The sequence below is a fragment of the Flexilinea flocculi genome, assembly GCF_001192795.1.
Taxonomy (GTDB): Bacteria; Chloroflexota; Anaerolineae; order Anaerolineales; family Anaerolineaceae; genus Flexilinea; species Flexilinea flocculi.
The window spans coordinates 294,280-319,521 of the sequence record NZ_DF968179.1 but is presented as its reverse complement, the minus strand read 5'-3'; the positions used below and the strand labels follow the sequence as shown (position 1 = coordinate 319,521).

The window sequence follows — 25,242 nt, the reverse complement described above, 5'->3', positions numbered from 1 at the left end:
AACACAGTGTACGTTACTTTTAGCGCTTTGTGCAAAAAGTAACGTACAGCAAATCAATCTTTCTTTCATTTCGAAGTGCTACAACATCAGAAATTGCCGGACTCAAATGCCTCAAAGGTATACCGGCCGCGTTTCTTTGTAGCGTTTCCAATCTGAATCGCCCGCACTGGACAACGATGAATACAGGACATGCATTGAACACAACGATCGTTCCATACCGGCCGTCCTTCTTTCAGTTCTATGTTTTCCATCGGACAGGCTTTTACACAGATACCGCAAGACGTGCAATGATCCTCAGCGTAAAATCCTTTAGCCGAAAGTGCATAGCTGCGGAATAATGGATTGATGATGCGGGATTTAAGTCTGGCAAAACTTCCTTTATGAACCTGCCATACAGGATTCCGTGCCTGGATATGGCTGCATATTTCCGGTATCAGACGACGGGCTTCAGCTATTTTCTGCCGGATTTGTTCAGGTGTATCAATATCCGCCATGGGAATATAGTTATTCGGCATTTTTATTGACCAGGCGCTTTGAAGCGAGAATTTTTTCGAAAAATCATCGAGTGCAAAACCTGCCTCATCCCCGCAGGTGGCAACCGCAAAACGGTAGGTACTCTCCTGAATTTGCAGCCGTTCCGTAAATTCAAGTACAACTTCGGGAGCTCCCCATGCATGAACCGGAAAAACAAATCCGATCACGCCATTTGTTTGGGAGGGAAACGATACAGCCGTTGTGTTGCTCAATTGCGCAATGTTTCCCAGATTCATGCCTGTTCCGACAGCGATCTGTCTGGCAACCCATTCAGAATTTCCTGTGCCTGAAAAATAATAGATCATTTGACAACCCCCTGATTCTTAAAAATGGAAACTGCCGTTCGAAATTAAAAATTTAGAATATGGAAAATAATTATTCATCATAATGTTATTACGCTCCGTGCAACAATACTTCGATAAGTACTCTCTTTCAACCAAAAAAGCATGTTTCTATTTCAAATTACTGGTTCAAAATCGAAAATGGATGAGTTATTGTTTACATTTTACATCATAAATCGAAATCTTTTCAGAAAAACGCAGTGCAAGAAATCTTTCATCCGCTGACCAAAGGGATTGTAAAACGGTGTCCCCGCTGATCGGCAATGCGAATTGGTAATTCTCCCGGTCATTCAAAATCCACGTTTTATTCTGCGTGTCAGTGTAGAAGACATATGTATCCGCCGGAGACCAGTTCGCTTTACTCATCGCCGGGTATAACCGGTCGTCATATTCAATCACATGCTGAGGAAACGTTCTCCCAGAATGACCTTTCTTGCGGACTTCTTCCTGTTGCGAAAGGGTTCCGCTTTTTGTGTTTGCGACCAGGATTCGCTCGCAATCCACACCGCAGCTTGTCGTCAGGCGCAGTTCCGTCTCGTTGACCCATTCAATCACTGATTTGGAACTGCTGAAATCGTCCGTGTCCGCAACCAAACCGGGGAATAAATCCGTAACGGTTCGAAGGCCGGAATCGAGGTCAGCAACCATCACAGTATAAACATTATCAGAAGGACGAAATGCTGTAAAAGCCAGTTTGCTGTTATCCGGACTGAATGCAAAATCTCCAAAAACATGGATTCCGCTGGTTATCATCTCGACCGGTTGTTTTGGATTATTTCGAAAATCTAAAACAACAGCTGCACCGGAAAACCACCCCCAATAGCGATTTTCCGGTGCAACAAAAGCAAACAGGTTCTGATCATCTGCCCAACGAAAAATACCACCATCTTCCGCATTTTCAAATGTTGAAATGCTGGCCAGCGATGTGATCAGACAGGATTGATCTTCTAACACGCGATTTCCTTTTAAATCCAGAGTCGGTTCAACCGATGTCGGAGTTATTAAAGCAGTTAAGGTTGCATTCTGGGGATCCACCGCCTGATAAACAGAAAAAACGCTGCAAGCAGCAATAGCGATCAAGATTAAAAGACTCCCAACCATCAGAAGTAACAGGCTTTTGATCGTTTTTTTCTTCATCGTCGCTCCTTCCTATGCAGCATCGATGGATCCAAAAATATTTCACGATATCCATACGTATTGACGATTCTTGTCTGGTAATACATTGTCTCGGTAACGGTGGATGTACGATAGACATGGATGTGTCCATGCAGATGATATAACGGCTTGAAAACCCTGTCAAACCATCGAAAAGCTTTAATACCGATATGAGCCGAATCTTCCTGGTCATGAATTTTCCAAGGGGATGCATGCGTGACAAAAATATCCAGAAAACGCCCATTCGTAATTTATTCCAGAAAAGAACAGGGAATAAAGCGAAGATATTCATCCACATCTGAAACTGTGTGTATTGTTTTGGACCCTGATTGTAACAGATCGACCCTTCAATACCGGCAATCAGAAGCTGTCCATTATACTGGCGACAGCGTCGATGTAAATCATATCCAACCGATAAAGATGGGTTTTCGCCTCTTTCCTGATGTATTTCATTCCAGTTTTGGTGATTTCCGAATACATAATACAGCGGGGCATTGATGGAACTTGAAATGTAATCCAAATATGAAGCAGGTAAATCACCACAACTGATCACCAGATCAACATCCGAAAAACGCTCTGCCGTTTGGGAACAATAAAGCAAACTGAGTTCCACATCCGAAATCGACAGAATTTTTAACTGCTTTCCAGCCATTTCCGTCATTTTCAGCCTGTCCCGACTGCCATCGCTACTGCAAGATTCCGTATATGGCTGATGCTGACTGACCATTGAAGGATCCCTAACGTTTCGGATATCTGAGTTGCCTTTCCATGCAGGAATAAAATCGGCATCCCATTACTGTCATTCAAAATTTCAATCTCCTGCCAGCCGATGGTTCCAATACCAGTGCCAAGTGCTTTCGATACAGCTTCTTTGCATGCAAAGCGCCCTGATAACCGTTCATTCCGACCTCCGCAATACTCCAGTTCTGCTTCTGTATAGACACGGGCAAGAAAACGGCTGCGGATTTCTGGTTTCAGATTTGCGATGCGATGTACCTCAATCAAGTCAATGCCCGTCCTCAATACGGAAGCCATCTTTATCCGTTCTTCGTCCCTGCAGAAACGATCAGCAACCGCTCCGGATCAAGATATTTTCGTGCAGTTGATAAAACATCTTCTGCTGTAACCGAGCGAATGAGGTTCTCATAATCCCGATAATAATTCAATCCAAGACTATAACGTTCCATATTTAATAAATAATAAACAACACCTGCATTGTTTTCCATATCCAGCGGAAGTCGTCCAATATAGTAAGATTTGACATCTTCAAGCTCTTCCAAAGAAACCGGTGAATCCACAAATCTTTTAAGCTCAGCAATGATCAGCTCTGACGCTTTTTTCCGGTTTTTTGGATTGACACCGGCAGAAACTTCCCAGGATCCGCTTAACAAGCTGCTGTTTAAATTTGATCCTGCATAATATGCGAGTCCATGATCATCCCGCACAATTTTTCCGATCCTGCCCATCATGCCAAACTGTCCCAAAATGCAATTTCCCACTTGGGCAGCCTGAAAAAATGGCGATTTCCGTTCAGGCCCGATACCGCCGATAATAAGATCCATCTGACTTTTTTCTGCAATTTCTAAATGAACTTTTTTAAGTTTATTCGGATTTTGAACCATAGGCAGATTATCAAAAGAAGGAAATTGAACAGTTTCTTTCGTCCAGGATGCAAACGCATTGCGTACTTGCTGCACAGCCTCAGCCGGTTCAACGCCGCCGACAACACAAATGACCATTCCTTTCGGTCCAAAATAGTCACTGTGAAACCGTAGCATATCCTCCTGGTTAATCGAACGAATACTGTCTGGAGTACCGGCATCATCTCTGCCATACGGATGAGCGCCAAAAAGTTCGCGATCAAAAATGACTTCCGCCATATCCTGCGTACTTTGGCTTCGAATCGAGAGCGAAGCCAAAATCTGGCTTCGAATCTGTTCGATATGGGTTTCCGGGAAGGTCGGAGATTTCAATACTTCTGCAATAAGTTCCAAAATCATGGCAAGATCTTCTGACAAAGACCTTCCACTGAACAAAACACTATGTGTACTGGCATTAAAATTCAACGAGGCGCCGCTGGATTCAATTTGATTGTAAATCTGAAAAAAATCATGGCTGGCAGTGCCACGCATCAGACAGGCAGATAAAAAACCGCATAATCCTGTTTTTTCAGCTGGATCTAAAATGGATCCACAGGGCATATATCCACTGATCGCAACCGAAGGGCTTGCAAAATTAGCTCGAGCTAAAACTACGATGCCATTTGGCAATTCTTCACGCAAAATATCATCAGGACCTGGCAGCGAGTTATGCGAATTCATCGGTCATTTCTCCTTCCATATGCGAAGTTTCAGATGAAGATGGCGTATAAACACCGATAACGCGCTGATTTTTCCCTAAATACTGATTCGCAATGTTGATAACATCCTCCTTTGAAACCTTTTCCAATGATGAAACAAAATTTTCAAACCAGCTATATGAATCGAACATTTCTGAATATCCAAGCCAGTAACCCTGGTTTGTGATGTTGTCACAACCGTAAGCAAAAAGCGCTCGAGCCTGTTTTGCTGCTCTTTGCAGTTCGCTTTCCTGAATGTCCCCGTCCTTGATTCGTTGAATTTCGGAATCAATTACGTCCAGCGCTTCTGTTACAGAATGATCCGGATTCATGATTACAGAAATCGTAAAGAGATATGGATCGATGGATGCAACGTAATCTCCGCTGAAAGCAACAGCAATCTGGCTTTCAACCAGGGATCGATAGAGGCGGCTGGTTTTATTCGGAATACTGCCTCCGCCAAACATGTTTAAACTGCGCGGACCGGTCAGAATACTATCTAAAATGACAAGCGGGAAGAAATCTCTGCTGCTTCCCTGCGGAGCTCGCCAGACGATATTCAGATATGTTACATCCCCCGGACCTGAAATCTCTACGCGTTTTTCACCTTGAATGAAACCTTCCGGCTTAATCTTTGAATCTGGAATTTCTCGTGCCGGAATATCTTGATATACTTTTTTCAAATGGTCCAGCATTTTTTCCGCATTAAAATCACCCGCCATTGCTAACACAGCATTATTCGGAGCATAATAGCTGCGGTAATACCGGAACAGATCATCCCGTGAAATTTTCAGCAAATCCTCTTTTTCACCGATTACTTCCACACCATAAGGATGGTGCATAAACGCTGCTTTGGCAATGGCTTCTTCCAGACGGAACATTGGTTCATTCTCTGAACCTTCCCGTTCAGAGATTATCACCGTACGCTCCGAATCTACTTCTTCCGGTAAATACAAACTGTTCTGCATCCGATCAGCTTCCAGATCAATCGGAAGCCAGATTTTATCCGCCGGCATGGTTGTATAGAATGCAGTCCAGTCAATATACGTAAACGCATTCCAATAACCACCATCACGGGAGATTTCCTTGTCCAACACACCCGCCGGGTATTTTGGCGTACCTTTAAACTGCATATGTTCCACCCAATGTGAAATTCCCGTTAATCCGGGGATTTCGTTCCTGGATCCCACCCGATACCAGACCCAATGGGTGATGATCGGAGCTGAGTGAATTTCTTTTAACATGACTTTCAAACCATTGTCTAAAATTGTTTTGATTAGCTTTTCTGCCATGCAGTGTCTGACCTCCTGTTCAATTGAATTGGATGACAGGTTTTCCGCTGAAGATATCACCCAAATATTTTTATAATCCGTTTCACTAATCAATCATTTTACCTTATCTGAATGAAAAAGACAGTCGTCCAATTCATCCAGCGATTCGAAATATGAAAAGAATTCATTGTTGTTCTTTTTTTCTTTTTTATTCAGCAGTATTCTCTTGTATTCTTTGACAACAGAAAAGACTGCCAACGACTCCGGTTCTCCGAAGTTATTGGCAGTCTTTTGTATCGTTTTCTTATGCTGAATTCGATCGGCTATTTCGCAATCTGTTCCACTTCGACAACTGGAATATTCGCAGCAGGCGCTGTTCCGGTCGTTCTATTCCAGAAGTAGTTGAATGCATAAAAACCGCAAGCTCCTTTGTCCTCAATCCAGACAATAATCGGATCATATGCTTTTAGATCAGCAGGAATTTGATAGGTCAAAGTCTGAGGAGCGCCGTCACCGGTATCATAGGTTCCGACTTCAATTCCGACAAAAGCCAGATTGCTTCTGTGTCCATTGAATGGCGGATTCATGTGATCCGAATGGAACGGATTAAACCCTCCCATCGGTCCAGAGCCTGTGAAATATCCGTTATATGACTGGAAATTGAATGATGTCGGACCGAAACCGCAATCCGGACCACAGTCATGATATCCAAAGAATGGATGAGATCCTTTAACATAGTATCCCATTTTTACGGTGAAGCTGCTGTTTGCGGGGAAATTAAGCGTATCAATGGTAACGCTTTCTCCTTTGACAACACTCTGAATAGTAAAGGACGGGAAAACACTGAAATTACATTGAGCTGCCGGCTCCACCACTGCTGGTGAGCCTTCTGCTCCTTCGACTGTTGCCGGAGCGACGTTACCAAACCAGTTGAAAGCGTAAAACCCTTCTACACTATCCAGTCGGATAGAAATCGGTGTTACGGATTTCAGGTTGGCCGGTATTGCGATAGTCCGTTCAAAGGAACCGCCTGCTTCTGAATTAAAGGATTCAACCAGTTGCCCAAATCCGCAGGGATTGTAAGATCCCATCGTTACATTAAAGACCACATTGGCAGGGAAATTTATCGCACTGATGGTGACGCTCTCTCCCGGAATCACTTCTGTTATCGTAAAGGAGGGTGTACCGGTATAAATACCGCCGCTGATAACTGGATTCGATTCCTGATCCGGCGTATGATTATGGAAAGAACTGGGGATTTGAATTCCATCCGTGTTGCTGACCAGCATGGCAATTTCTCTGGTTGACTTCAGATCCTCTGGAATCTCAATCTTCACAGAGAAGCTGCCGCCAGCCTGTGTATTAAATTTAACGACATCGACAAAATCTCCTGTGCTGTTCATATCTTTCATACTCACGACAAAATCCGAATTAGCCGGAAAATCTCGTGTGATTAACGTGACACTTGCACCGGGGATTACATCGGTGATTGTATAAGACGGAAAAACCTGCTCGCCTTCCGCGTTTACAGCAGTCATACTGATACTCAGAAGAAATACCAATATGATAAGAAATAAAACTTGGATATTTTTGTGTTTCATCGTTGCCTCCGGCATAATTTTGTAAAAAATACGCAGTATAGAAATTTAACTGCCTGATCTTGTTTCATCAACGTTCACTGCAATTTCGCCGAACTTTCTGACTATACTGCTATTTGTTGCAAGAATTAAGCCATACTGGAATCAATTTCTGTATCCGCTGCCTTTTCAACTCCGGCTTTTCCAATTTTCAGCCAACACCAGATACCAACGATTACAAAACCGATACCACCGATAATTCCTGTCGGAAATGGTCCGACAAAAACGGAGGGTGCATTTTTTATGAAGATTAATCCGATACTGGCAAATCCGTTCAAAGCCCCATGAGCAATTGCAGCCGGAACGGGATTATGAACATGAAACGTAAGCCAGGAAAAGAAGGATCCGACAAAAACACAGAAAACAATCATCGCCAGAATACCCCAAAACGGATAGCCGGCATATTCCTTTCCATAATTGTGTCCCATGGCGATAATTGGAGCGTGCCACAAACCCCAGATGATACCTGTGAGTAAAACAGCCATCCGGCGATTCATTTGTGAATCCAATTTGGGGAGCAGGTAACCTCGCCATCCAATTTCTTCTCCCAGTGTTGGGAAAATATTCAACACAGGAGCAAAAATCATGCTGATCAGACTTTGGATTAATATCGTAGTGATCAGCATTTGACTGGTAATCTCGATGGGCTGTTGTGTTTGAGCTGCCTGCATCGATTTTCGCAGCAGCGTCAACTCAGGATCAAAATTGGATCGGAAGATCAAAAAATAGAGTGCTGTACCAATAATGATCAGAAAAAATGGACCCAGCCAGGCGATCAGGTAGTAGCGAAAATACTTCTTGAATTCCAGTCTGAGTGGTTTCAGATGAAAGGATTCTTTAGTGAACCATTTGGTCAGTAGAACGCTGAATGCCGGAATCATCATCACTCCGGTCAGAAGCATTTGGGTTGCAGGGTTCTCAAGGCCTCCATTTTTCCACATGAAAAATTCAACTGTCCAGGTAAGCACAAATGTGATAATGAGAAAAATTGATACACGCTTCATATGACTCCTCAATATATCCTCGTATAAGAATAGATTTATCTTATCATAATACACAGTCATTGTTTAAAGCGCAGATACTGCAATCCGTAATAGAAGAATTATGAGAAACGAATAAGTCTCGTCCAAATAATTTAAAAATCTTTACCTTAATAAATGATGTTTTATTTGAAATCATCAGAAAACAAGTCAATTGGAATGATTGAAACCTGTCATTGTTATTACGCCATTGGGGTGAAGCAATCTCCAGCCACTTGCAGGAATCCAATGCTTATTTATGATCGCAATGAAAGATCTATCCATGAATGATTCATATGATAAATCTTTGGCACAAAGCGCAAAGATCAACTCACCATCATTTTTTTACCTAATTCGGATTCACTTTTTGAATAAAGAAAGAAAATTTTTTTGTTTGGATTCTTTCCGCCGTTACAAAATCCAATTCTGATAGATCGTTGGTTATTGTTGTAGAAACAACATAATAAGCAAAGGATTTTTTGTATAATGGCAATAACGAATATGAAAAAATAAATCGTCTAACAAGTTTTGTACAGGAAAACATGCTAACAGGAGCTATGATGGAAAATTCAATGTTTTGTTTTCAATGCCAGGAGACTGCCGGGAATAAAGGCTGTGTAAAAGCAGGCGTCTGCGGCAAAAATGCGCAGGTCGCAAATCTACAGGATCTTCTCCGCTATGTTACATCCGGATTATCCGAGGTCACCACCGCACTGCGTAATGAAGGGAAAAAAGTGGACGTAAAAGTGAACCATCTGGTCACAACGAATCTTTTCACTACGATTACAAATGCCAATTTCGATGCAGATGCAATTGTGAAAAGAATCCGCAACACATCGGCTATCAAGAAGGAACTGCTTGCTCATGTAGCCGACAAATCCAAATTTTCAGAAGCAGCCCTCTGGGATGCCGGTGAATTATCTGAAATGGAAGAAAAAGCCAAAACGATTGGCGTTTTATCGACAGAAAATGAAGATGTCCGCAGTTTGCGTGAGCTGATTGCCTATGGATTGAAAGGTCTCGCAGCTTATGTAAAACATGCCAATGTGCTTGGTAAAGAAAATGAAAAAATCGATGCGTTCATTCAAAGCGCATTAGTCAAAATCCGAGACAACTCTCTGTCTGTTGATGAGCTGATCGCATTGACGCTTGAGACCGGAAATCAGGGCGTTGCCGGCATGGCTTTGCTGGATGAAGCAAACACTTCCACATACGGGAATCCGGAAATTACCAAAGTCAATATCGGTGTACGAAAAAACCCGGGTATTCTTATTTCAGGACATGACCTGCGCGATCTTGAAATGCTGCTGGAACAGACGAAAGGAACGGGTGTGGACGTTTATACCCATTCCGAAATGCTGCCCGCACAGTATTATCCGGCATTTAAGAAATATGACAATTTCGCCGGTAATTATGGGAATGCATGGTGGAAACAAAAAGAAGAATTTGAAAGCTTCAACGGTCCAATTCTGATGACTACCAACTGCATTGTTCCAGTGAAAGACAGCTACAAAGACAGATTGTTCACAACTGGTGCTGCAGGATATCCCGGATGTAAGCATATCGCAGGTGAAATCGGTGAACAAAAAGATTTCAGCGATATCATCAATCTGGCAAAAACATGCCAGCCACCGATTGAAATTGAAAGCGGTGAAATAATCGGTGGTTTTGCGCATCACCAGGTGGAAGCGCTTGCTGAAAAAGTGGTTGAAGCAGTCAAATCAGGCGCCATCAAGAAATTCATCGTCATGAGCGGTTGTGACGGTCGCATGAAATCTCGAGAATACTACACGGATTTTGCAAAAGCACTGCCAAAAGATACTGTGATTCTCACCTCCGGATGTGCAAAATATCGCTATTTGAAACTTCCACTGGGAGATATTCAAGGTATTCCGCGCGTTCTGGATGCGGGACAATGCAACGATTCATACTCCTGGGCAATTATTGCGCTGAAACTGAAAGAAATCTTCCAGGCCGCAGATATCAATGATTTGCCGATTGAATTCAATGTCGCCTGGTATGAACAAAAAGCGGTCATTGTGTTGTTGGCATTATTAGCGCTTGGGATCAAAAACATCCATTTGGGACCAACCCTCCCGGCATTCCTTTCTCCCAATGTCGCCAATGTCCTGGTCAGCTCATTTGGCATCAGTGGTATCTCCACCGTGGAAGAAGACGTAAAGATTTTTTGTGGATAATACTGCGATAACGCGAGCATCTATTTAAAATGAGAGCCATTTTTCACCTGTACAGGTAAATAAATGGCTCTTTTTTTTCTGCTGATTTTTAAATGTTTGAAAAAGAGGGATAATACGATTCAGTGATTCAAAATTTAGATTGACTTTTCGAACCAATAAAGAATTTTTTCATATTCCGAGTTACTAAATACCATTACCGTTACTTTTGTGAAAAATAGCTCATATATTACAATAATCCCGTTTGTGTTGGATATATGTAATTCATGAACTTGTAAAAAAAAATGATTATGCTAAGATAAATATATGCAAGGGGTTCTCCAGGAGGGGGCGAAGTGAGAACTATAAGCAGCCTTTTCCAACGAAAAAGACTGCAAGGAAAGAATAATCAGCCATCATAAAGATGGCTGATTTCTGTTCTATCCCTTATTTGCGCCAAAATCCACTGCGATTGACAGGATTAAAATCGTCTGAGGTAATAAAGGCATTTTTGTCAATACCGTTGACAATTTTTTCCACATCTTTCACATGTTTCCGCTTAATATTCGCATGCAACATGCAAACATCACCGTCTTTTCCTTTACCACATAGTTCTGTTACACCGTACCCGGCATCGCGCAAAGCTGATGCAATTTCGGATCCGGAATCGCGGGATATAATACTGATCTTCTTATAGCCGACAGCCAGACGTTCTTCAATCGTCATTCCGATGATATTGCCGGTTGCAAAACCAAGCGAATATCCTAAAATCGTGATCAGGTTGTTTTCACCGCTCAATACTCTGCTGATCGCCAGAATAAATAGCGTAGCTTGCGTTGCGCCCAGCAGCCATACAAGGACTTTTTTTCCGCGGACGACAAACAGAACACGCAGCGTGTCCATAGATGTGTCCAATACTCTTAATACAAAAATTAATAATCCACCTACCAGAATCTCTTTCGTAAACAACATCTCCATGATGTCTCCTCCCTTAAGAAAAAAACCGGTCGATAAGACGTCCTGACTATCGACCGGTATATAATCGACAGTACCTGTTAACGCTCTTCAATGGCTGGAATATACATATTCCTCACATAATCACTGACCATTCTGCGGGTGCAAAACTGCGGTGATAGTGTTCGTATTGCATTCTTCACCTTCATCATCCAGCCTGTCGGAATATTGGCATCGCTCCGATTGGAATAATATAGCGGGACGATTCGCTCTTCCAGAATCTCATACAGACTCAGTGCATCCTCGGCATCCTGTTTTTCAGTCGAATCATATTGTTTTTCCGAGCCAATTGACCAACCGTTCTTCCCGTTATATCCTTCGTGCCACCATCCATCTAAAATGGAAAAATTCAACCCACCATTCATCGCTGATTTCATTCCGGAAGTACCGGAAGCTTCATTCGGTCTGCGCGGAGTATTCAACCAGACATCGACACCCTGCACCAGATAACGTGCAATTTCCATATTGTAGTCTTCAATGAAAACCAGCCGGCCGCCGGATCGATGATCCTTAATTGCCCGATAAAGCTGTTGAACAATCAACTTCCCCGGTTCATCAGCCGGATGAGCTTTTCCTGAAAACAGAATCTGAACAGGAGTGTCTACATTATTGATTAATCGCAGCAATCGCTCATAATCATGCAGGATCAGATAACCGCGTTTATACGTCGGGAATCGGCGAGCAAATCCAATCGTCAATGCATCGGAATCCAGCAAAACGCCTGCCGCGAGTGTCTGCACCGGATGAACAGTTCCCGTCAGCCATTGCGCTCGAGCCCGGTCATTGATGAATCGCGCCATTTTTCGTTTTTGATGTCGTTTCACAGCCCAGATTTCAGCATCCGGAATTAAATCAACTTTTTCCCAGATTTCGGGATTGTCCGGATTTTCCCGCCATTCTGTACCCAAATACCGGTCAAAAAGGATCCCCATTCTTCTGGAAAGCCAACTGAAGGAATGGACACCGTTTGTAATGTGTGTAATCGGAACATCCGCCACTTTCCGATCCGGCCAGAGGAAGTGCCACATATCACGGGATACCATTCCATGTAATTCTGACACTGCGTTACAATGATCCGAAAGTCGCAACGCCAGAATCGGCATGGTGAACTGATCGCCATAACTGCTTTCTTCTTTTGCCAGATTGATAAACTGATCATGGGTCAATCCCAGTTCCGGCCATATTTGATGGAAATATTTTTCGACCAACCATACAGGAAATCGGTCATTTCCAGCGGGTACTGGAGTGTGGGTAGTAAAAACATTTCCCTTGCGTACAATTTCTGCCGCCTCATCAAAAGTTTTTCCCTGTTTTACCAATTCCAGACAGCGTTCAATGGAAAGGAATGCTGAATGGCCTTCATTCATATGCCAGACAGCCGGATTGTATCCCAGCAGGCGCATGAGCCGTACACCGCCCACTCCGAGAAGGATTTCCTGAGAAATCCGCGTTTCGAGATCAGAAGTATACAATTTGGCTGTTAATTGTTGATCATAAGGTGTATTTTCATTGACAGTTGTATCCAGCAAATACAGTGGAATACGACCGACATTAATCTGCCAGACACGGGCTTTTATTTCTCTTCCAGGAAGCTGAACAGCAATCAAAACATCTTTGCCTTTTTCATCCTGCAATGGAATCATCGGAAGTTTTTTATAATCCAGATAAAAGTTGGATGTTTCCTGCCATCCATCTTCTGTGATTTTTTGTACAAAATAGCCCTGATTATAAATAAATCCGATAGCAACCAGAGGCAGACCCATATCGCTGGATTCTTTCAGATGATCCCCGGCAAGAATTCCTAATCCCCCGGCATAAGCTGGAATCGATTCATGCAATCCGAATTCAAAGGATAAATAGGTTATCGTCTTATCCTTTATGTTCGGATACTTCTGCATAAACCAGGTTTCTTTTTTGTTCATGTAAGCATCAAATGCCTCAATGGTCTGATCGAAAAGTATCAGGTATTGTTTGTCATTTGAAACCTGATTGAGCATGGATCGTGATACTTGCTGCAAGAAAGCAACCGGATTGTGCGATACTGAATCCCAGAGAACAGGGTTAATTTTTGAAAAGACAGTGACCGCCTCCGGATTCCAGGACCACCATAAGTTGTACGCTAAATCATTTAACCGTTCAATTCTTTCCGGAAGAAAGTTTGCCTTTGGAACTGTACAAGTTATATTTTTTGAAATCATAAAACTCCCTATTACGAATCCGAATTCTTGCCGATACAATCGGTAAAAAATTCAGTTTATCAAGAAACCGTTCTAAAATCGATACCATTCGTTAATTATGAACGGATTCTACCCATTTTTTCTTTTCCTGAAGTATTTACCGGCAGAAAAATACAATTTCACCTCCTGCCACTATACAAATACAGCCAGTTTTTTAATCATACACGATTTTTTTCAAAACATGATCAAGCAGCAATTCGAAATATGAACCAGACTTTCGAATCAATCTGCAAAAAAAATGTTGTTGTTTTGTTTTGTAGTTTCAGTACAAAACAAAACAACAACAAACTTTCTCGCAATATTTGAAAAGTATGTTTATTCTCGAATCACTGATCAAAAGGTTCTTTTTCGCTCGTATAGCGTAAGGAGAATCCAGATAAAACTGAGACCCAGGACGATGATAAAAACAAAGCGGATGATTTGAAGAATTGCATCCAAAAAATTCACTTCATTGGTCAAAAACGATGATATTACGGGATTTACAGTGTTCTCGGATTTCTTTTTCGCCTGATTCTCTGCAGCAAGATCCGCAATCACAGTAGACTGTTCTTCTTGATGATCATCCGGAAGTATACGAGTTGAGACCATTAATAACTCATTCTTGGGGCTACCACCTTTAAATCCGTGAGATGGTTTTCTGACTTCAAGCGGATCTGCCTGAGTTTCAGAAACAGGCTGCGGTTCTTTTTCGGATCCGCTTACTGCTGTCGTAATCTCTGCCTGTTTCGTGAATTCAAGATCAGAAGATTGCTCCAGAAGCAACGGATCGATAGATTTTTTCGAGTATTCTGCCGGTAAGGAAGCCGGCTGCTGTGTTTGTGCGAAAGGAAGAATAAAGGTAAAAATCAAACCCAGTGCACATAAGATGGCTGCCGTCCGAAACGCAGGGAAAAAACGCTCCAATATTCCTGGCTTTCTGGCTTCAGATGCCATTTGTCTGGTCAGGATATAACTGCGGGGCGGTTTTTCTTGAGGAATGGATCTGACCAACTGTCTTATCTGTGCAAAATCTGAAATCGTTTGGCTTATTTCTGGATTCTGAGACAATTGCTGCGCAAAGTCTGCCAGTTCATCTGCATTCAGCGCCTGATCCAAATAACTGCTAGCCCATTCAAGCTCTCTGGTATGATTATTCTTTTTCATCTACGATAAATCCTTATTATCGGTACGATTCTGAGAACGATAAAGTTCCCCTTTGGATTCAAGACAGGTCCGCATCCTCAATCGCGCTCGAAGCAGTCTGCTTTTTATGGTACCCAACGGTTTGCTGATCATATCAGCAGCATCCTGATAATTAAATTCGTGAACATCAATCAGCATAAGTACTGTCCGATATTCTTCGGGCAGAGATCCCATACATTCTGCTACTGCCGCCATGGTATCTTTTTGAAGTGAAACCTCATCGGGCTGTAAATTGGGATCAATCAGCCAAACCGCATCTTCGTTTTCTTCATTTTCCTCTGTAACAGGCTCAAGTGGTGTCGAAGGGTGACGCCGCAATCGCCTAATTTCATCATAACAGGCATTAATCGTTATACGTAAGATCCAAGGTTTAAAAGAATCTCCTTTAAAGGATTCCATATGCTGCCAGGCAGAAATAAAAGCAGTCTGGGTTATATCATCTGCTGCTTCACTGTCGTTCATGATGCGTAAAGCCGTATTATATACGGCTGTCTGATAGATGACGACAAGCTGATTGAAAGCATCCAGATTCCCCTGGATCGCCCGCATAATCAGCTTAGATTCTTTAAGATCCATGATTATTTCAATCCATATTAATATACAACAGAGTCATTGATTCGAAATAAGAGAAGAATTCCTTTTATTGTACTTTTTCTCGCGGAACGCAAAAACAACACAACAATAAATAATTCTTTTCACATTGATGATAACTGGAATCAATCAGCTGGATCAGTCAAATACAAGAAATTTCCAGGTTCTCGTTAATTTTCAACAGTCGTTAATGCACCCCAGTTAATACCGCTGCGTGCTTCTGTCAGAAGCGGAATGGATAGACTGACAGCGCTTTCCATGACAGACTGTACAATTTTTCTGGTTTCATCCAATTCTTCAGATGCGCACTCCAGCAAGAGTTCATCATGTACTTGCAGCAGAATTTTCGATTTCAATCCTGCCTGGTCCAAAGCGGACGGGAGCCGGATCATGGCAATTTTTAATATGTCCGCTGCCGTTCCCTGGACAGGAGCATTAATCGCCTCTCGTTCTTCGCGATCGCGAATCAGGTGGTTCATCTGCCTTCCAAGGCCGGGAAAATATCGTTTCCTTCCCATCATCGTCTCTACATACCCGTCATTGGCTGCCTGTACTCGGATGCCATCTAAAAATCGTTTCACACCAGGGAAACGGGCATAATACGCAGCGACAAAATCACTGGCATCTTTTCGGGACAATTTGGCAGATCGACTCAATCCAAAAGAATTCATCCCATAAAGTAATCCGAAATTGATGGCTTTTGCATGCCGTCGCATTTCCTTTGTGACCGCGTGGATATCGCAATTATAAATCGCCGCAGCAGTTGCAGCATGGATATCCTGGTTTGCACGGAAAGCGCTCAGCATCCCTTCATCTTGTGCCATATGGGCAACGATTCGCAGTTCAATTTGACTGTAATCGACTGACAGGAGAACTTTTCCCTGATCCGCCACAAAAGCAGTGCGTACCTGACGCCCAAGTTCGGTACGGGTCGGTATGTTCTGCAAATTCGGTGCTGCAGAGGCAAGACGACCGGTTACTGTTCCAGTCTGGTTAAAGGATGTATGGATACGGTGTGTCACAGGATTCATACTGGACGGCAGGGCATCAACATAGGTACTTTTTAATTTCGATAATTCCCTGTTTTCGAGAATCAGATCAATCACCGGATGAATTCCCTGCATTTCTTCCAAAACATCCGCAGCAGTAGAAAAATGACCGGAAACCGTTTTCTTTCCCAGGGATGGCTGTGGTAATCGCAACGTTTCAAACAGTACACGCGAGAGCTGCTGCGTGGAATTGATATTAAATCGATATCCGACCAACTGGTAAATTTCTTCTTCAATTTCGTTTAATCGGATTGCAAGCTTCTTAGACATTTCCTTTAAAAAGGAAGCGTCCAATTTAATTCCGTTGTATTCCATTTCGATCAAAACTGGGATTAACGGAATTTCCATTTCTGTCAGGATATGTGCCGTTCCCAACTCTTGCAGCTTTTTTTGCAAAATCGGCATGAGCTGCAACACTACTTCGGCATCTGCTGATGCATAAGGCGCTACTTCCTGCACCGAAACTTCAGCCATCGTTCTCTGTTCTTTCCCTTTTCCGATCAGCGATTGAATCATCATCATTTTTATTCCAAGCAATGACTCCGCCATCGGTTTTAACCCCAAATTCTTTGAAGTCGGATCGATAACCCATCCTGCAATCATTGAATCGAAGACGATTCCAGAAATATCCAGTCCATGGTTTTTCAAAACCAGCGCATCGAACTTAATATTGTGACCGGCTTTCCCGATTTTCGGATTCTGTAAAATTGGACGCAGTGCATCACATATGGTGGACAAAGGCAGTTGTTTTTCACCAGTCACATGTCCTACCGGTATATAAAAACCTTTGCCTGGTTCGACTGAAAGTGATATACCAACCAATCGACAGCTCATTGCGTCAATTCCGGTTGTTTCAGTATCCAGTCCGATCAACTCAGCAGCATTCAACTTTTGGATGAGCTTTTTCAGTTCCTCTTCATCATCAATGATCTGAAACTGCGGCGAATAGGTCTCTATGTCTGTTCGACTTTCTGAGGCAACAGGAACTCCAAAAAATGACAGTTGGTGATCTGCTGGCAGGAAGGACGGTGCGATCGCCTTCAGTCTCGGAAGAAGAACCTTAAATTCAAGTGTTTTGAAGAGCTCTTCAACTGCACGAAAATTCAGTTTTTCTGTGGAAGCTTCATGAAAATCAATGGTCAATTTCAAGTCTGTGCGAATTTTTGCCAAAGTCCTGCTGAGATATGCATCCTCTTTATGACTTTCAAGTTTCATTCGGATAGAATCTTTTATCAAAGAAAGGTTTTCATAAATTCCGTCCAATGATCCGTAATCTTCCAGCAGTTTCACGGCTGTTTTCGGACCGACGCCGGGAACACCGGGATAATTATCTGAAGGATCACCGACCAGCGCTTTATAATCTACGACCAGTTCCGGTGGAATACCCAGAAAATCTTTTACCATTGCGGGAGAATATTCTACAGAGTCAGAAAGTTTGCTACCCGCCAACTTTACAGTGACTTGGGAGTTAACAAGCTGCAACAAATCGCGATCACCTGTGATGATTTTCACCTGGTATCCTTGCTCTGCTGCAGCAAAAGCCAGACTTCCAAGAACGTCATCTGCTTCGAATCCCTCCAATTCCAACCTGGGAATACGAAAAGAATCTACTAATTCACGCATCCGATCGATCTGCGGCCGAAGGTCATCCGGCATTTTTGCGCGTGTTGCTTTATATCCCTCAAACAAATCATTGCGGAATGTTTTACCGGTATCGAAAGCAATCACCAGATAATCCGGTCGATCCTTTTCAAGGAGGCTCAACAGGATACTGGAAAATCCAAAAATACCTGCGGTCGGTTCTCCCTGGGACGTATGCCATCGCTCCGTATTTGTCCCTGATGTTAATGCATAATAGGAGCGATATGCAATCGCATGTCCATCAATGAGTGTCAGATTCTTTCCCATAATATCATTCGCAATAATTAGCGCTCCATACTGATAATCTGGTCTTCCCAACGGTGCCAGTTACCAAAATTCTTCAACAAGATTTTCTTGCCTTCTCCCGGACATTCCATACCCAGCGATTCAAGATCTGCGTCCACCATAATTCGTACCAAATCATGAAATTTTATTTTCGGTTCCCATTGCAGCACTTCTTTTGCCTTGGTTGTATCTGCAAGCAGATAATCCACTTCAGTCGGGCGAAAATACCGAGTATCTAATCGGACATATTCATTCCAGTCTAATCCGACATATCCAAAAGCTTCATCCAGAAACTCGCGAATCGTATGAGATTCTCCGGTACCTAATACAAAATCGTCCGGTTTTTCTTGCTGTAATATTTTCCACATGGCTTCAACAAATTCTGGCGCATAACCCCAATCACGTTTTGAATCCAAATTTCCCAGATATAAAGTCTTTTGAAGGCCAGCCATGATCATCGCAATCGCGCGCGTGATCTTCCGCGTAACAAAGGTTTCACCTCTTCGGGGTGATTCATGATTGAATAGAATCCCGTTACAGGCAAACATATTGTAACCATCCCGATAATTTCGGGTAATCCAATAAGCGTATAGTTTCGCTGCAGCATATGGGCTCTGTGGCTCAAAAGGCGTATTTTCATTTTGCGGCGGCTTTGCGCTGCCGAATAGTTCACTGGTTGAGGCCTGATAAAAGCGTGCATGGCATCGCGTTTTGCGCATGGCTTCCAAAATGCGAATGGTTCCCAGACCGGTTGTATCAGCTGTATATTCCGGGATGTCAAAGCTGACACGAACCTGACTTTGCGCCGCCAGATTATAGATTTCATCCGGAATGACGTTGTAGATGATGTCCAGCAAGGCTTCCGATGTAGTCATATCGCCGTAATGCAAGAAAAATGGAATCGATGCATCGCCGGATTGAGAAAGCGCATAAATATGATCAATTCTGCGTGTATTAAATGAACTGGCACGTCGAATAATTCCGTGCACCTCATATCCTTTATCCAGCAGCAATTCTGCCAGGTATGAACCATCTTGACCGGTTATTCCCGTAATCAATGCTTTTTTCATATTCTTATCTCCGTTTTTTTATTGTATCATAGCGAGCCATCTGAGATCGATCCGGCACAGCTATTCCAGCAAATCTAAGAAAAGTCAACCATTTCAGTCAAAGAACCAAGCGCCAGAAAGTCATCCTCTCCATGCAGAACCGTATCCCATTCAATTTCCCAATCCATTGACTGTATATTGAATATTCGGCTGCCGTTTTCCGAATTCACAACCAGAAATTTTTCATTGATCCATTTTGGCAAATACGGAAGATTCAATCTCCCATATTGATCTTTTTCTGGCAATGGTAAAAGCAAACTGCAGATTTCTCCGGATTCCATACCCATCACCTGAAGTGCAATCTCTTTCAGTAGACTTTGGCTGGAATCCCAACTTAATGCAATCCATGCCAGAGAACTCCCGGAAGGGGAGAAGGAGAGCTGATCAACCAGGGTCGATTCTCCAAAAATCAATTCAGGACGTCGTATTTCATTCGTAATTTTCTGACGAATTTCAAAAATACTTTGATCTCCCCAGTATGCATTCGCCGACCATAACCCATCCGGACTGAGCAATAATCCTTGAAAAGGATCTCCATGAGTGATTATTTCTTTACTGAGAGGATTTATTTCATAAACGAGCCCTTGTTCCGGTAAATATAAAGCACTTGGCTGTGAAAAACTGACATTTATTCGAAAAGCATCCCGTTGCAGATTCCAACCATCAAAAAATACTTGCAAGCCATATTCTTTCACACCGGTTTCAATCCGGATAATCGGCTGAGTATCGCTACCGGACAAATCGCTGGAAATTACTTCAAAAACATAACCCGGGCAATCCGGATTCTCATCACAGGGAGCAGACAAACTGATCGGAACCGGAGAGGCATCATAAATCCAAAACAAACGATCTCCCAATGGCGAGGGAAAAGCTGCATACAAAATGGAATTCGGTAAAGGGGAAGAAATAAATCTTCGATCACCTGCCTTATTGATCAGCGTCAGACCTTCCGAAAAAGGAGACGTTTGCAAAAAATAAATAAAGTGAGAATCTGTCAGAATTCTACTGGCAAAGTACGGCATAGAGAATTCTGTCGGGATTTGAAGATCGATCGGCTGCAAGCCATACATATTTTGGAAAAAATATACTCTTCCATCCAGGCGCAGCAATGCAAGCGATGCATTATCATCATCGAGTATCTGTGCTTTTTGTACGACACTTGTTACCACACGATTTGCTTCTTTATCAGGATCATAGAAACTGAAAGATTGTATTCCAATCATGAAGATAAAAAATAGGATCAATTTACATGCCCGTTTCATAATCGTTACACTCCCGGCAATTTGCGCATTTGGACACTAACTATACAAATCAAACGATGCAGCTTTACGAACAACCACTATAAAAAGTCGCAGTAAATCTTGTAAAATCACCAATCAATAAATCTGAAATACGTACTACGAGAGAGATTCTTTGCTCGATTTTTAAAAGGTTTTTCTATTTTTATAATTACTGAAAATATGCATTTTTTTCGATACTGATTACAAATAATCATATCAAAATGTTGCAAACAATAAAAGCCCGGTAATTTGAAATATCAGGAGTATTCATTGCCATTCTGCAGTTTTTGCGCTATACGTAAAGCAACAGTATTAAAAAAAATCCCTCAATTGATCCGAAATGCTGGTCAATAATTCAAACAGCGAAATTTATATTTTGAAATCTATATACTATACTTAATCCCATGATAATTCTTAACAAAAAGACCTGGCTTTACGCTACCATCCTTATTCTGCCATTCTTTGCTCTCATCTTTTATTACATCTATTTTTATAGTTTTGCCTTCTCCGTCAACTCGGATAATGCCTATTTCATTCGGGCAGCTGAAGAAATGATCACTGGAAATCCATTCTTGAAAAATTGGAATGGCGGTTTTTTTTCTGCTTTCACCGGTGATCTTCTATGGGCAGCCACGCTAAGGTTGTTCTTCAGCAGAAAGATTGTTCTTTACCTGATCGGGCCAATTGCGTATGCCATCATTGTATATTGTTCCTGGTTTTTAATGCCATTCCACAACAATCGGAAATTCAGGATAGGCAACCTGATTTTGCTGCTGCTGATCCTTTTTGTACCGCCAGCACTGCGTCACCCTTTCATGACGGTTGGCATGCATGGAATAGCGGTTGCATATATGCTGATCCTGTTGCTATTGACGCAAAGAATTTCATCGATTCAGTCTGACTTTAAGAAAAAATGGCTGTTTGGGTTGTTCTTTCTGATCGCTGTTGCCGGCTGTATCGCTGACGGATTCGTCCTCTATTACTTTATTCTGCCATTAATTCTGTCAATTATCATCAGACAATTTCGTTCAAAATCGATTGATGAAATTTGGCTTGCACTCCTGGCTTTTTTGGCAGCAGTCATCGGGAAAACATCAACAAGTCTTTTTAATGTTTTCGGATTTTTAAAAACCGGATCAACGGAACTTCAAATGATTTCGTTCGAAAACATCTTTCAATATATTCAGAACACATACAATACATGGCTGATCATTTTCGGCTTCAACCGGTATGAAAATTCAAATCCTTTCCATTCTATCGGACAAATGGCAGGATTTCTGTCAGCATTGATCGTCTTAGCCGCTTTAATTCCAATTTTTTTGCATTATTTTAAATCAGACCTGACAACACAGGTTATGGCCGTCGGTTTCGCATTTGTTATCGGAAGTTTCACATTCACACAAATAACCAACGGGGAACCGGCAGTCCGTTATTTGAGCCCCACTTTTTTCATTGCCATCATTCTAGTCTCACGCACTTTCCAGGAACAGCTCCCGAAAATGAGAAAAGCCGCTTTTATTATTTACATCCCGCTCATCATCTTCGCTGCCAGCAATATTTCGCTCAATTTCCGGTCTTCTCCGGAAAATAACCGCAGGTATATCGAAATAGCAGAAGTCTTGCGAGATCGCGGGTTGGCAAACGGTTATGGCACTTACTGGGAAACACATGCAATGAATTACTACGCAGGGAATGAACTGCAGGTAGCTCCGATTGAAACAAGCGACGGAAAAATAATTCCCTCCAGTTGGGCATCCAAAACTGACTGGTATTCATCCGATTACGATGCCAGATTCATCATTGTCAGTCAAAACAAGAAATTCGGTCTGAATGAAGCACTGATTGTGGCTGAATTTGGAAATTATCGCGAGCACCTGAATCTACACGAAAATGATATTTATATTTACGATATAAATCTTTCTGCTGTTCTTTCATCGAAAAACTAAAGGAAAACATACATTTATGCAGGAAGTATCAAAAAGGAACAAATCATCTCTATTTCAAAAATTCTTATTGATTTTTACGAGCAGTATTCTTTTAGGAATCCTGTTTTTTTTCATTTTTCTGATTTTCTACAACCGGGAATTTCAGCAAAAAATCTATCGGGGGATATCCGTTTCAGGAATCAACATTGGCGGGTTGACCAGAGAAGAAGCTGAACAAAAACTGAGGGAGAATCTAAAATACCCGACCGAAGCAGCTTTCGCATTTACCTATGGTTCGGACGTATGGCACGCTATTCCTGAAGAATTAGGTATGCAGATTCAATTCGGCAAAACAATTGAAAAAGCCTGGACGATTGGTCGAACTCCGGATATATTCGAAAATTTGCGGATTTGTATGGCAGCACTACTCTTTTCGTATGACCTCGAACCGGTGTTAATGTTCGATGAAAGAGTTGCATACAACTTCATTTCTTCACTGTCCGGATATATCGATGTGCCTTATGAACTGCCTTCGATCACACTGCAAGGATCCCGGGTGATCATCGAACCGGGGAAGGCGGGGAAAGCAGTTGACAAATTGATGACAATGACTCAACTCCAGATACTGGGAGAAAATCTTCAAACTGCGCAGATTGAATTGCCTGTTGCGATTTTTGAACCGACTGTTTCGAATCTTGAGGAGGAAAAATCGAAACTGGAATCAATGATTGGACAGGATTTCGTTCTTTATGTTAATCAAAACGGAGTACATCAGCCAATTGAAACTATTCAGGCAGATGCGCTCGCCAGATGGATCCTTTTTGAACCTGTTATTGAAAATGGACTGGTCAAGATCCAAATGAGTCCTAAACGTGACCTTTTTTATAATCGGCTGGTTGAAATTGCCGTCCAGCTTGAAAAAAAACCGCAAAATGCGCGCTTTGTGTTTAATGACACAACACACATTATTGAACCAATCGCTGAAGCAGTTATCGGTACAAAAGCAGATCCGGAACAGACAATGGCAAATATTGCTGCAGCAATCCAGACTGGTCAGCATGAGGCGGAAATTGCCATGATCATCACACAACCCGTTGTTACCAGCAACGCGGATGGAAAAGACCTCGGAATCACGCAATTAGTCGAATCGCAATACACATACTTTTTTTATTCCGATCCGGCAAGAGTCCAGAACATTACCGCAGCAGCAGCCAGTTTTCATGGCGTTCTGATAGCCCCTGGTGAAACTTTTTCCATGGTTAATCAGATTGGAGATATCGACATCGACAACGGTTATGCGGAAGCGCCGGTTATTTTCGGAAACGAAACAGTTCAGGGAATCGGCGGCGGTGTCTGTCAGGTTTCAACAACACTTTTTAGAACTGCTTTTTTCTACGGGCTGCCCATCGTAGAAAGACATGCTCATGCCTATCGGGTTTTTTATTACGAAAGAATTGCCAATGGCAATATTGATCCCAAACTTTCCGGACTGGATGCATCTGTTTATGTGCCGATTCTGGATTTGAAATTTAAGAATGACACACCGTACTGGATATTGATGGAAACCTATGTTAATCCAAATACGTCTTCGATACAATGGAAATTTTATAGCACCGACGTCAATCGATACGTTGAGTGGGAATCTACCGGTCCCATTAATATTACAGAACCAGAAGACCCGATCTATCGTGAAAATCAGACATTGGCTCCCGGTGAAATTAAACAGGTTGATTATGCCGTAAAAGGAGCTGATGTCACAATCAAGCGAACTGTCTATCAGGATGGTCTGATTCATATTCAGGATGTTTTTGAGACACAATATCGGCCATGGCAGGCAATTTTTGAATATGGACCAGGAACAGAGGGCATGCCGCCGGAAGAAGAATCCAAAAAGGATCAGGAAACTCCGTAAGAAAGAAACGGTGAAAATGAAAATTTGATTTCGTAATTATTTTTTTGTCGTTACCAAAAATTATATCCTTGTGCGAAATCACCTGATTCTTGCATATAATTTAACGGGCTGTCTTGTCGATGATTACCAGGCAGAAAAGTGAAATTTGGAAAAAATATATTGTTGTTGTGGCGCTTCTGTGCAAAACGCAAAAACATTACATCAACCGATTTCCTTTTTTTATTCGAAAAGCTTATCCCTATTTCGAATTGTTGATACCAAAACGGAAAAATCCAATATGGTAAAATTCGTACAAAGTGAAATGAATCGGAGGAAATCATGATACAAGAAAAATTGATGGAAATTTTACGATGTCCGGTTTGTGTAAAAAACGGAGAAGGAAATCTGACGCTCTATAAAGATTCCTGGTTAATTTGTGAAAATTGCCATCGAAAATATCCAATCGTGGAAGATATTCCGATCATGTTGATCAGCGAAGGATCAAAATGGATCGAAACCAAACCGGAAGACCTCAAAATTCCGCCAGAAAAATAAATTAAGAAGATGGA

At 42.2% G+C, this 25,242-nt stretch carries 18 protein-coding genes; 4 read left to right on the top strand and 14 right to left on the bottom strand.

From position 1 onward, the window contains the following. Window positions 1–86: 86 nt before the first annotated feature. The 7 genes from ATC1_RS01360 to ATC1_RS01325 form a co-directional block, all read right to left on the bottom strand. A complete protein-coding gene (locus tag ATC1_RS01360) occupies window positions 87–839 on the bottom strand; it encodes an EFR1 family ferrodoxin (RefSeq protein ID WP_062277458.1) in 753 nt (250 codons plus the stop codon). A gap of 186 nt (window positions 840–1,025) precedes the next feature. Further along, window positions 1,026–2,012 carry a TolB-like translocation protein gene (locus ATC1_RS01355; protein WP_152024192.1) on the bottom strand — a complete coding sequence of 329 codons (987 nt, stop codon included), beginning with the start codon at window positions 2,010–2,012 and terminating at the stop codon, window positions 1,026–1,028. A 681-nt stretch (window positions 2,013–2,693) separates the two neighbouring features. Continuing rightward, the gene (gene acpS, locus ATC1_RS01345) at window positions 2,694–3,065 is read right to left on the bottom strand and encodes a holo-ACP synthase (RefSeq protein ID WP_062277449.1); all 372 of its coding nucleotides are present in this window, start codon (window positions 3,063–3,065) and stop codon (window positions 2,694–2,696) included. 2 nt (window positions 3,066–3,067) lie between these two features. Next, window positions 3,068–4,351 carry a M16 family metallopeptidase gene (locus ATC1_RS01340; protein ID WP_062277445.1) on the bottom strand — a complete coding sequence of 428 codons (1,284 nt, stop codon included), beginning with the start codon at window positions 4,349–4,351 and terminating at the stop codon, window positions 3,068–3,070. Further along, a complete protein-coding gene (locus ATC1_RS01335; RefSeq protein ID WP_062277442.1) occupies window positions 4,338–5,660 on the bottom strand; it encodes a M16 family metallopeptidase in 1,323 nt (440 codons plus the stop codon). Before ATC1_RS01335 ends, ATC1_RS01340 begins: the two co-directional genes overlap by 14 nt. 302 nt (window positions 5,661–5,962) lie before the next feature. Then, a complete protein-coding gene (locus ATC1_RS01330; RefSeq protein WP_062277439.1) occupies window positions 5,963–7,240 on the bottom strand; it encodes a hypothetical protein in 1,278 nt (425 codons plus the stop codon). A gap of 125 nt (window positions 7,241–7,365) precedes the next feature. Beyond that, window positions 7,366–8,280: a CPBP family intramembrane glutamic endopeptidase gene (locus ATC1_RS01325; RefSeq protein WP_062277423.1), complete on the bottom strand. Its 915-nt coding sequence runs from the start codon at window positions 8,278–8,280 to the stop codon at window positions 7,366–7,368. Window positions 8,281–8,855: 575 nt separating this feature from the next. On the opposite strand from ATC1_RS01325, the gene hcp reads away from it, so the two are divergent. Then, window positions 8,856–10,493, top strand: coding sequence for a hydroxylamine reductase (hcp, locus tag ATC1_RS01320; RefSeq protein ID WP_062277420.1), 1,638 nt, complete (start codon window positions 8,856–8,858; stop codon window positions 10,491–10,493). A gap of 423 nt (window positions 10,494–10,916) precedes the next feature. Here the strand turns inward: hcp and ATC1_RS01315 are convergent, their stop codons facing one another. The 7 genes from ATC1_RS01315 to ATC1_RS01280 all read right to left on the bottom strand — a co-directional run bounded on the left by ATC1_RS01315 (window position 10,917) and on the right by ATC1_RS01280 (window position 20,839). Next, window positions 10,917–11,447 (bottom strand): DUF2179 domain-containing protein, encoded by a 531-nt coding sequence (locus ATC1_RS01315; protein ID WP_062277416.1) that lies wholly within the window; start codon window positions 11,445–11,447, stop codon window positions 10,917–10,919. Window positions 11,448–11,524: 77 nt separating this feature from the next. Then, window positions 11,525–13,681, bottom strand: a complete 2,157-nt coding sequence (glgP, locus tag ATC1_RS01310; protein WP_062277414.1) for an alpha-glucan family phosphorylase — start codon at window positions 13,679–13,681, stop codon at window positions 11,525–11,527. A gap of 372 nt (window positions 13,682–14,053) precedes the next feature. Further along, a complete protein-coding gene (locus tag ATC1_RS01300) occupies window positions 14,054–14,863 on the bottom strand; it encodes a hypothetical protein (protein WP_062277409.1) in 810 nt (269 codons plus the stop codon). Then, a complete protein-coding gene (locus ATC1_RS01295) occupies window positions 14,864–15,478 on the bottom strand; it encodes an RNA polymerase sigma factor (protein WP_062277406.1) in 615 nt (204 codons plus the stop codon). It abuts the gene before it with no gap. 185 nt (window positions 15,479–15,663) lie between these two features. Further along, window positions 15,664–18,450, bottom strand: a complete 2,787-nt coding sequence (gene polA / locus ATC1_RS01290; protein WP_062277403.1) for a DNA polymerase I — start codon at window positions 18,448–18,450, stop codon at window positions 15,664–15,666. A 17-nt stretch (window positions 18,451–18,467) separates the two neighbouring features. After that, window positions 18,468–19,538 carry a GDP-mannose 4,6-dehydratase gene (gene gmd, locus ATC1_RS01285; RefSeq protein ID WP_062277400.1) on the bottom strand — a complete coding sequence of 357 codons (1,071 nt, stop codon included), beginning with the start codon at window positions 19,536–19,538 and terminating at the stop codon, window positions 18,468–18,470. A gap of 74 nt (window positions 19,539–19,612) precedes the next feature. Next, window positions 19,613–20,839: a hypothetical protein gene (locus tag ATC1_RS01280; RefSeq protein ID WP_062277396.1), complete on the bottom strand. Its 1,227-nt coding sequence runs from the start codon at window positions 20,837–20,839 to the stop codon at window positions 19,613–19,615. A gap of 422 nt (window positions 20,840–21,261) precedes the next feature. Between ATC1_RS01280 and ATC1_RS01275 the strand changes: the two genes are divergently transcribed. From ATC1_RS01275 to ATC1_RS01260, 3 genes are all read left to right on the top strand, one after another. Then, window positions 21,262–22,803 (top strand): hypothetical protein, encoded by a 1,542-nt coding sequence (locus tag ATC1_RS01275; protein ID WP_062277393.1) that lies wholly within the window; start codon window positions 21,262–21,264, stop codon window positions 22,801–22,803. 16 nt (window positions 22,804–22,819) lie between these two features. After that, window positions 22,820–24,694, top strand: a complete 1,875-nt coding sequence (locus ATC1_RS01270; protein WP_062277390.1) for a VanW family protein — start codon at window positions 22,820–22,822, stop codon at window positions 24,692–24,694. A gap of 318 nt (window positions 24,695–25,012) precedes the next feature. Continuing rightward, window positions 25,013–25,228 carry a Trm112 family protein gene (locus tag ATC1_RS01260; RefSeq protein WP_062277384.1) on the top strand — a complete coding sequence of 72 codons (216 nt, stop codon included), beginning with the start codon at window positions 25,013–25,015 and terminating at the stop codon, window positions 25,226–25,228. The last annotated feature ends 14 nt before the right edge of the window (window positions 25,229–25,242 follow it).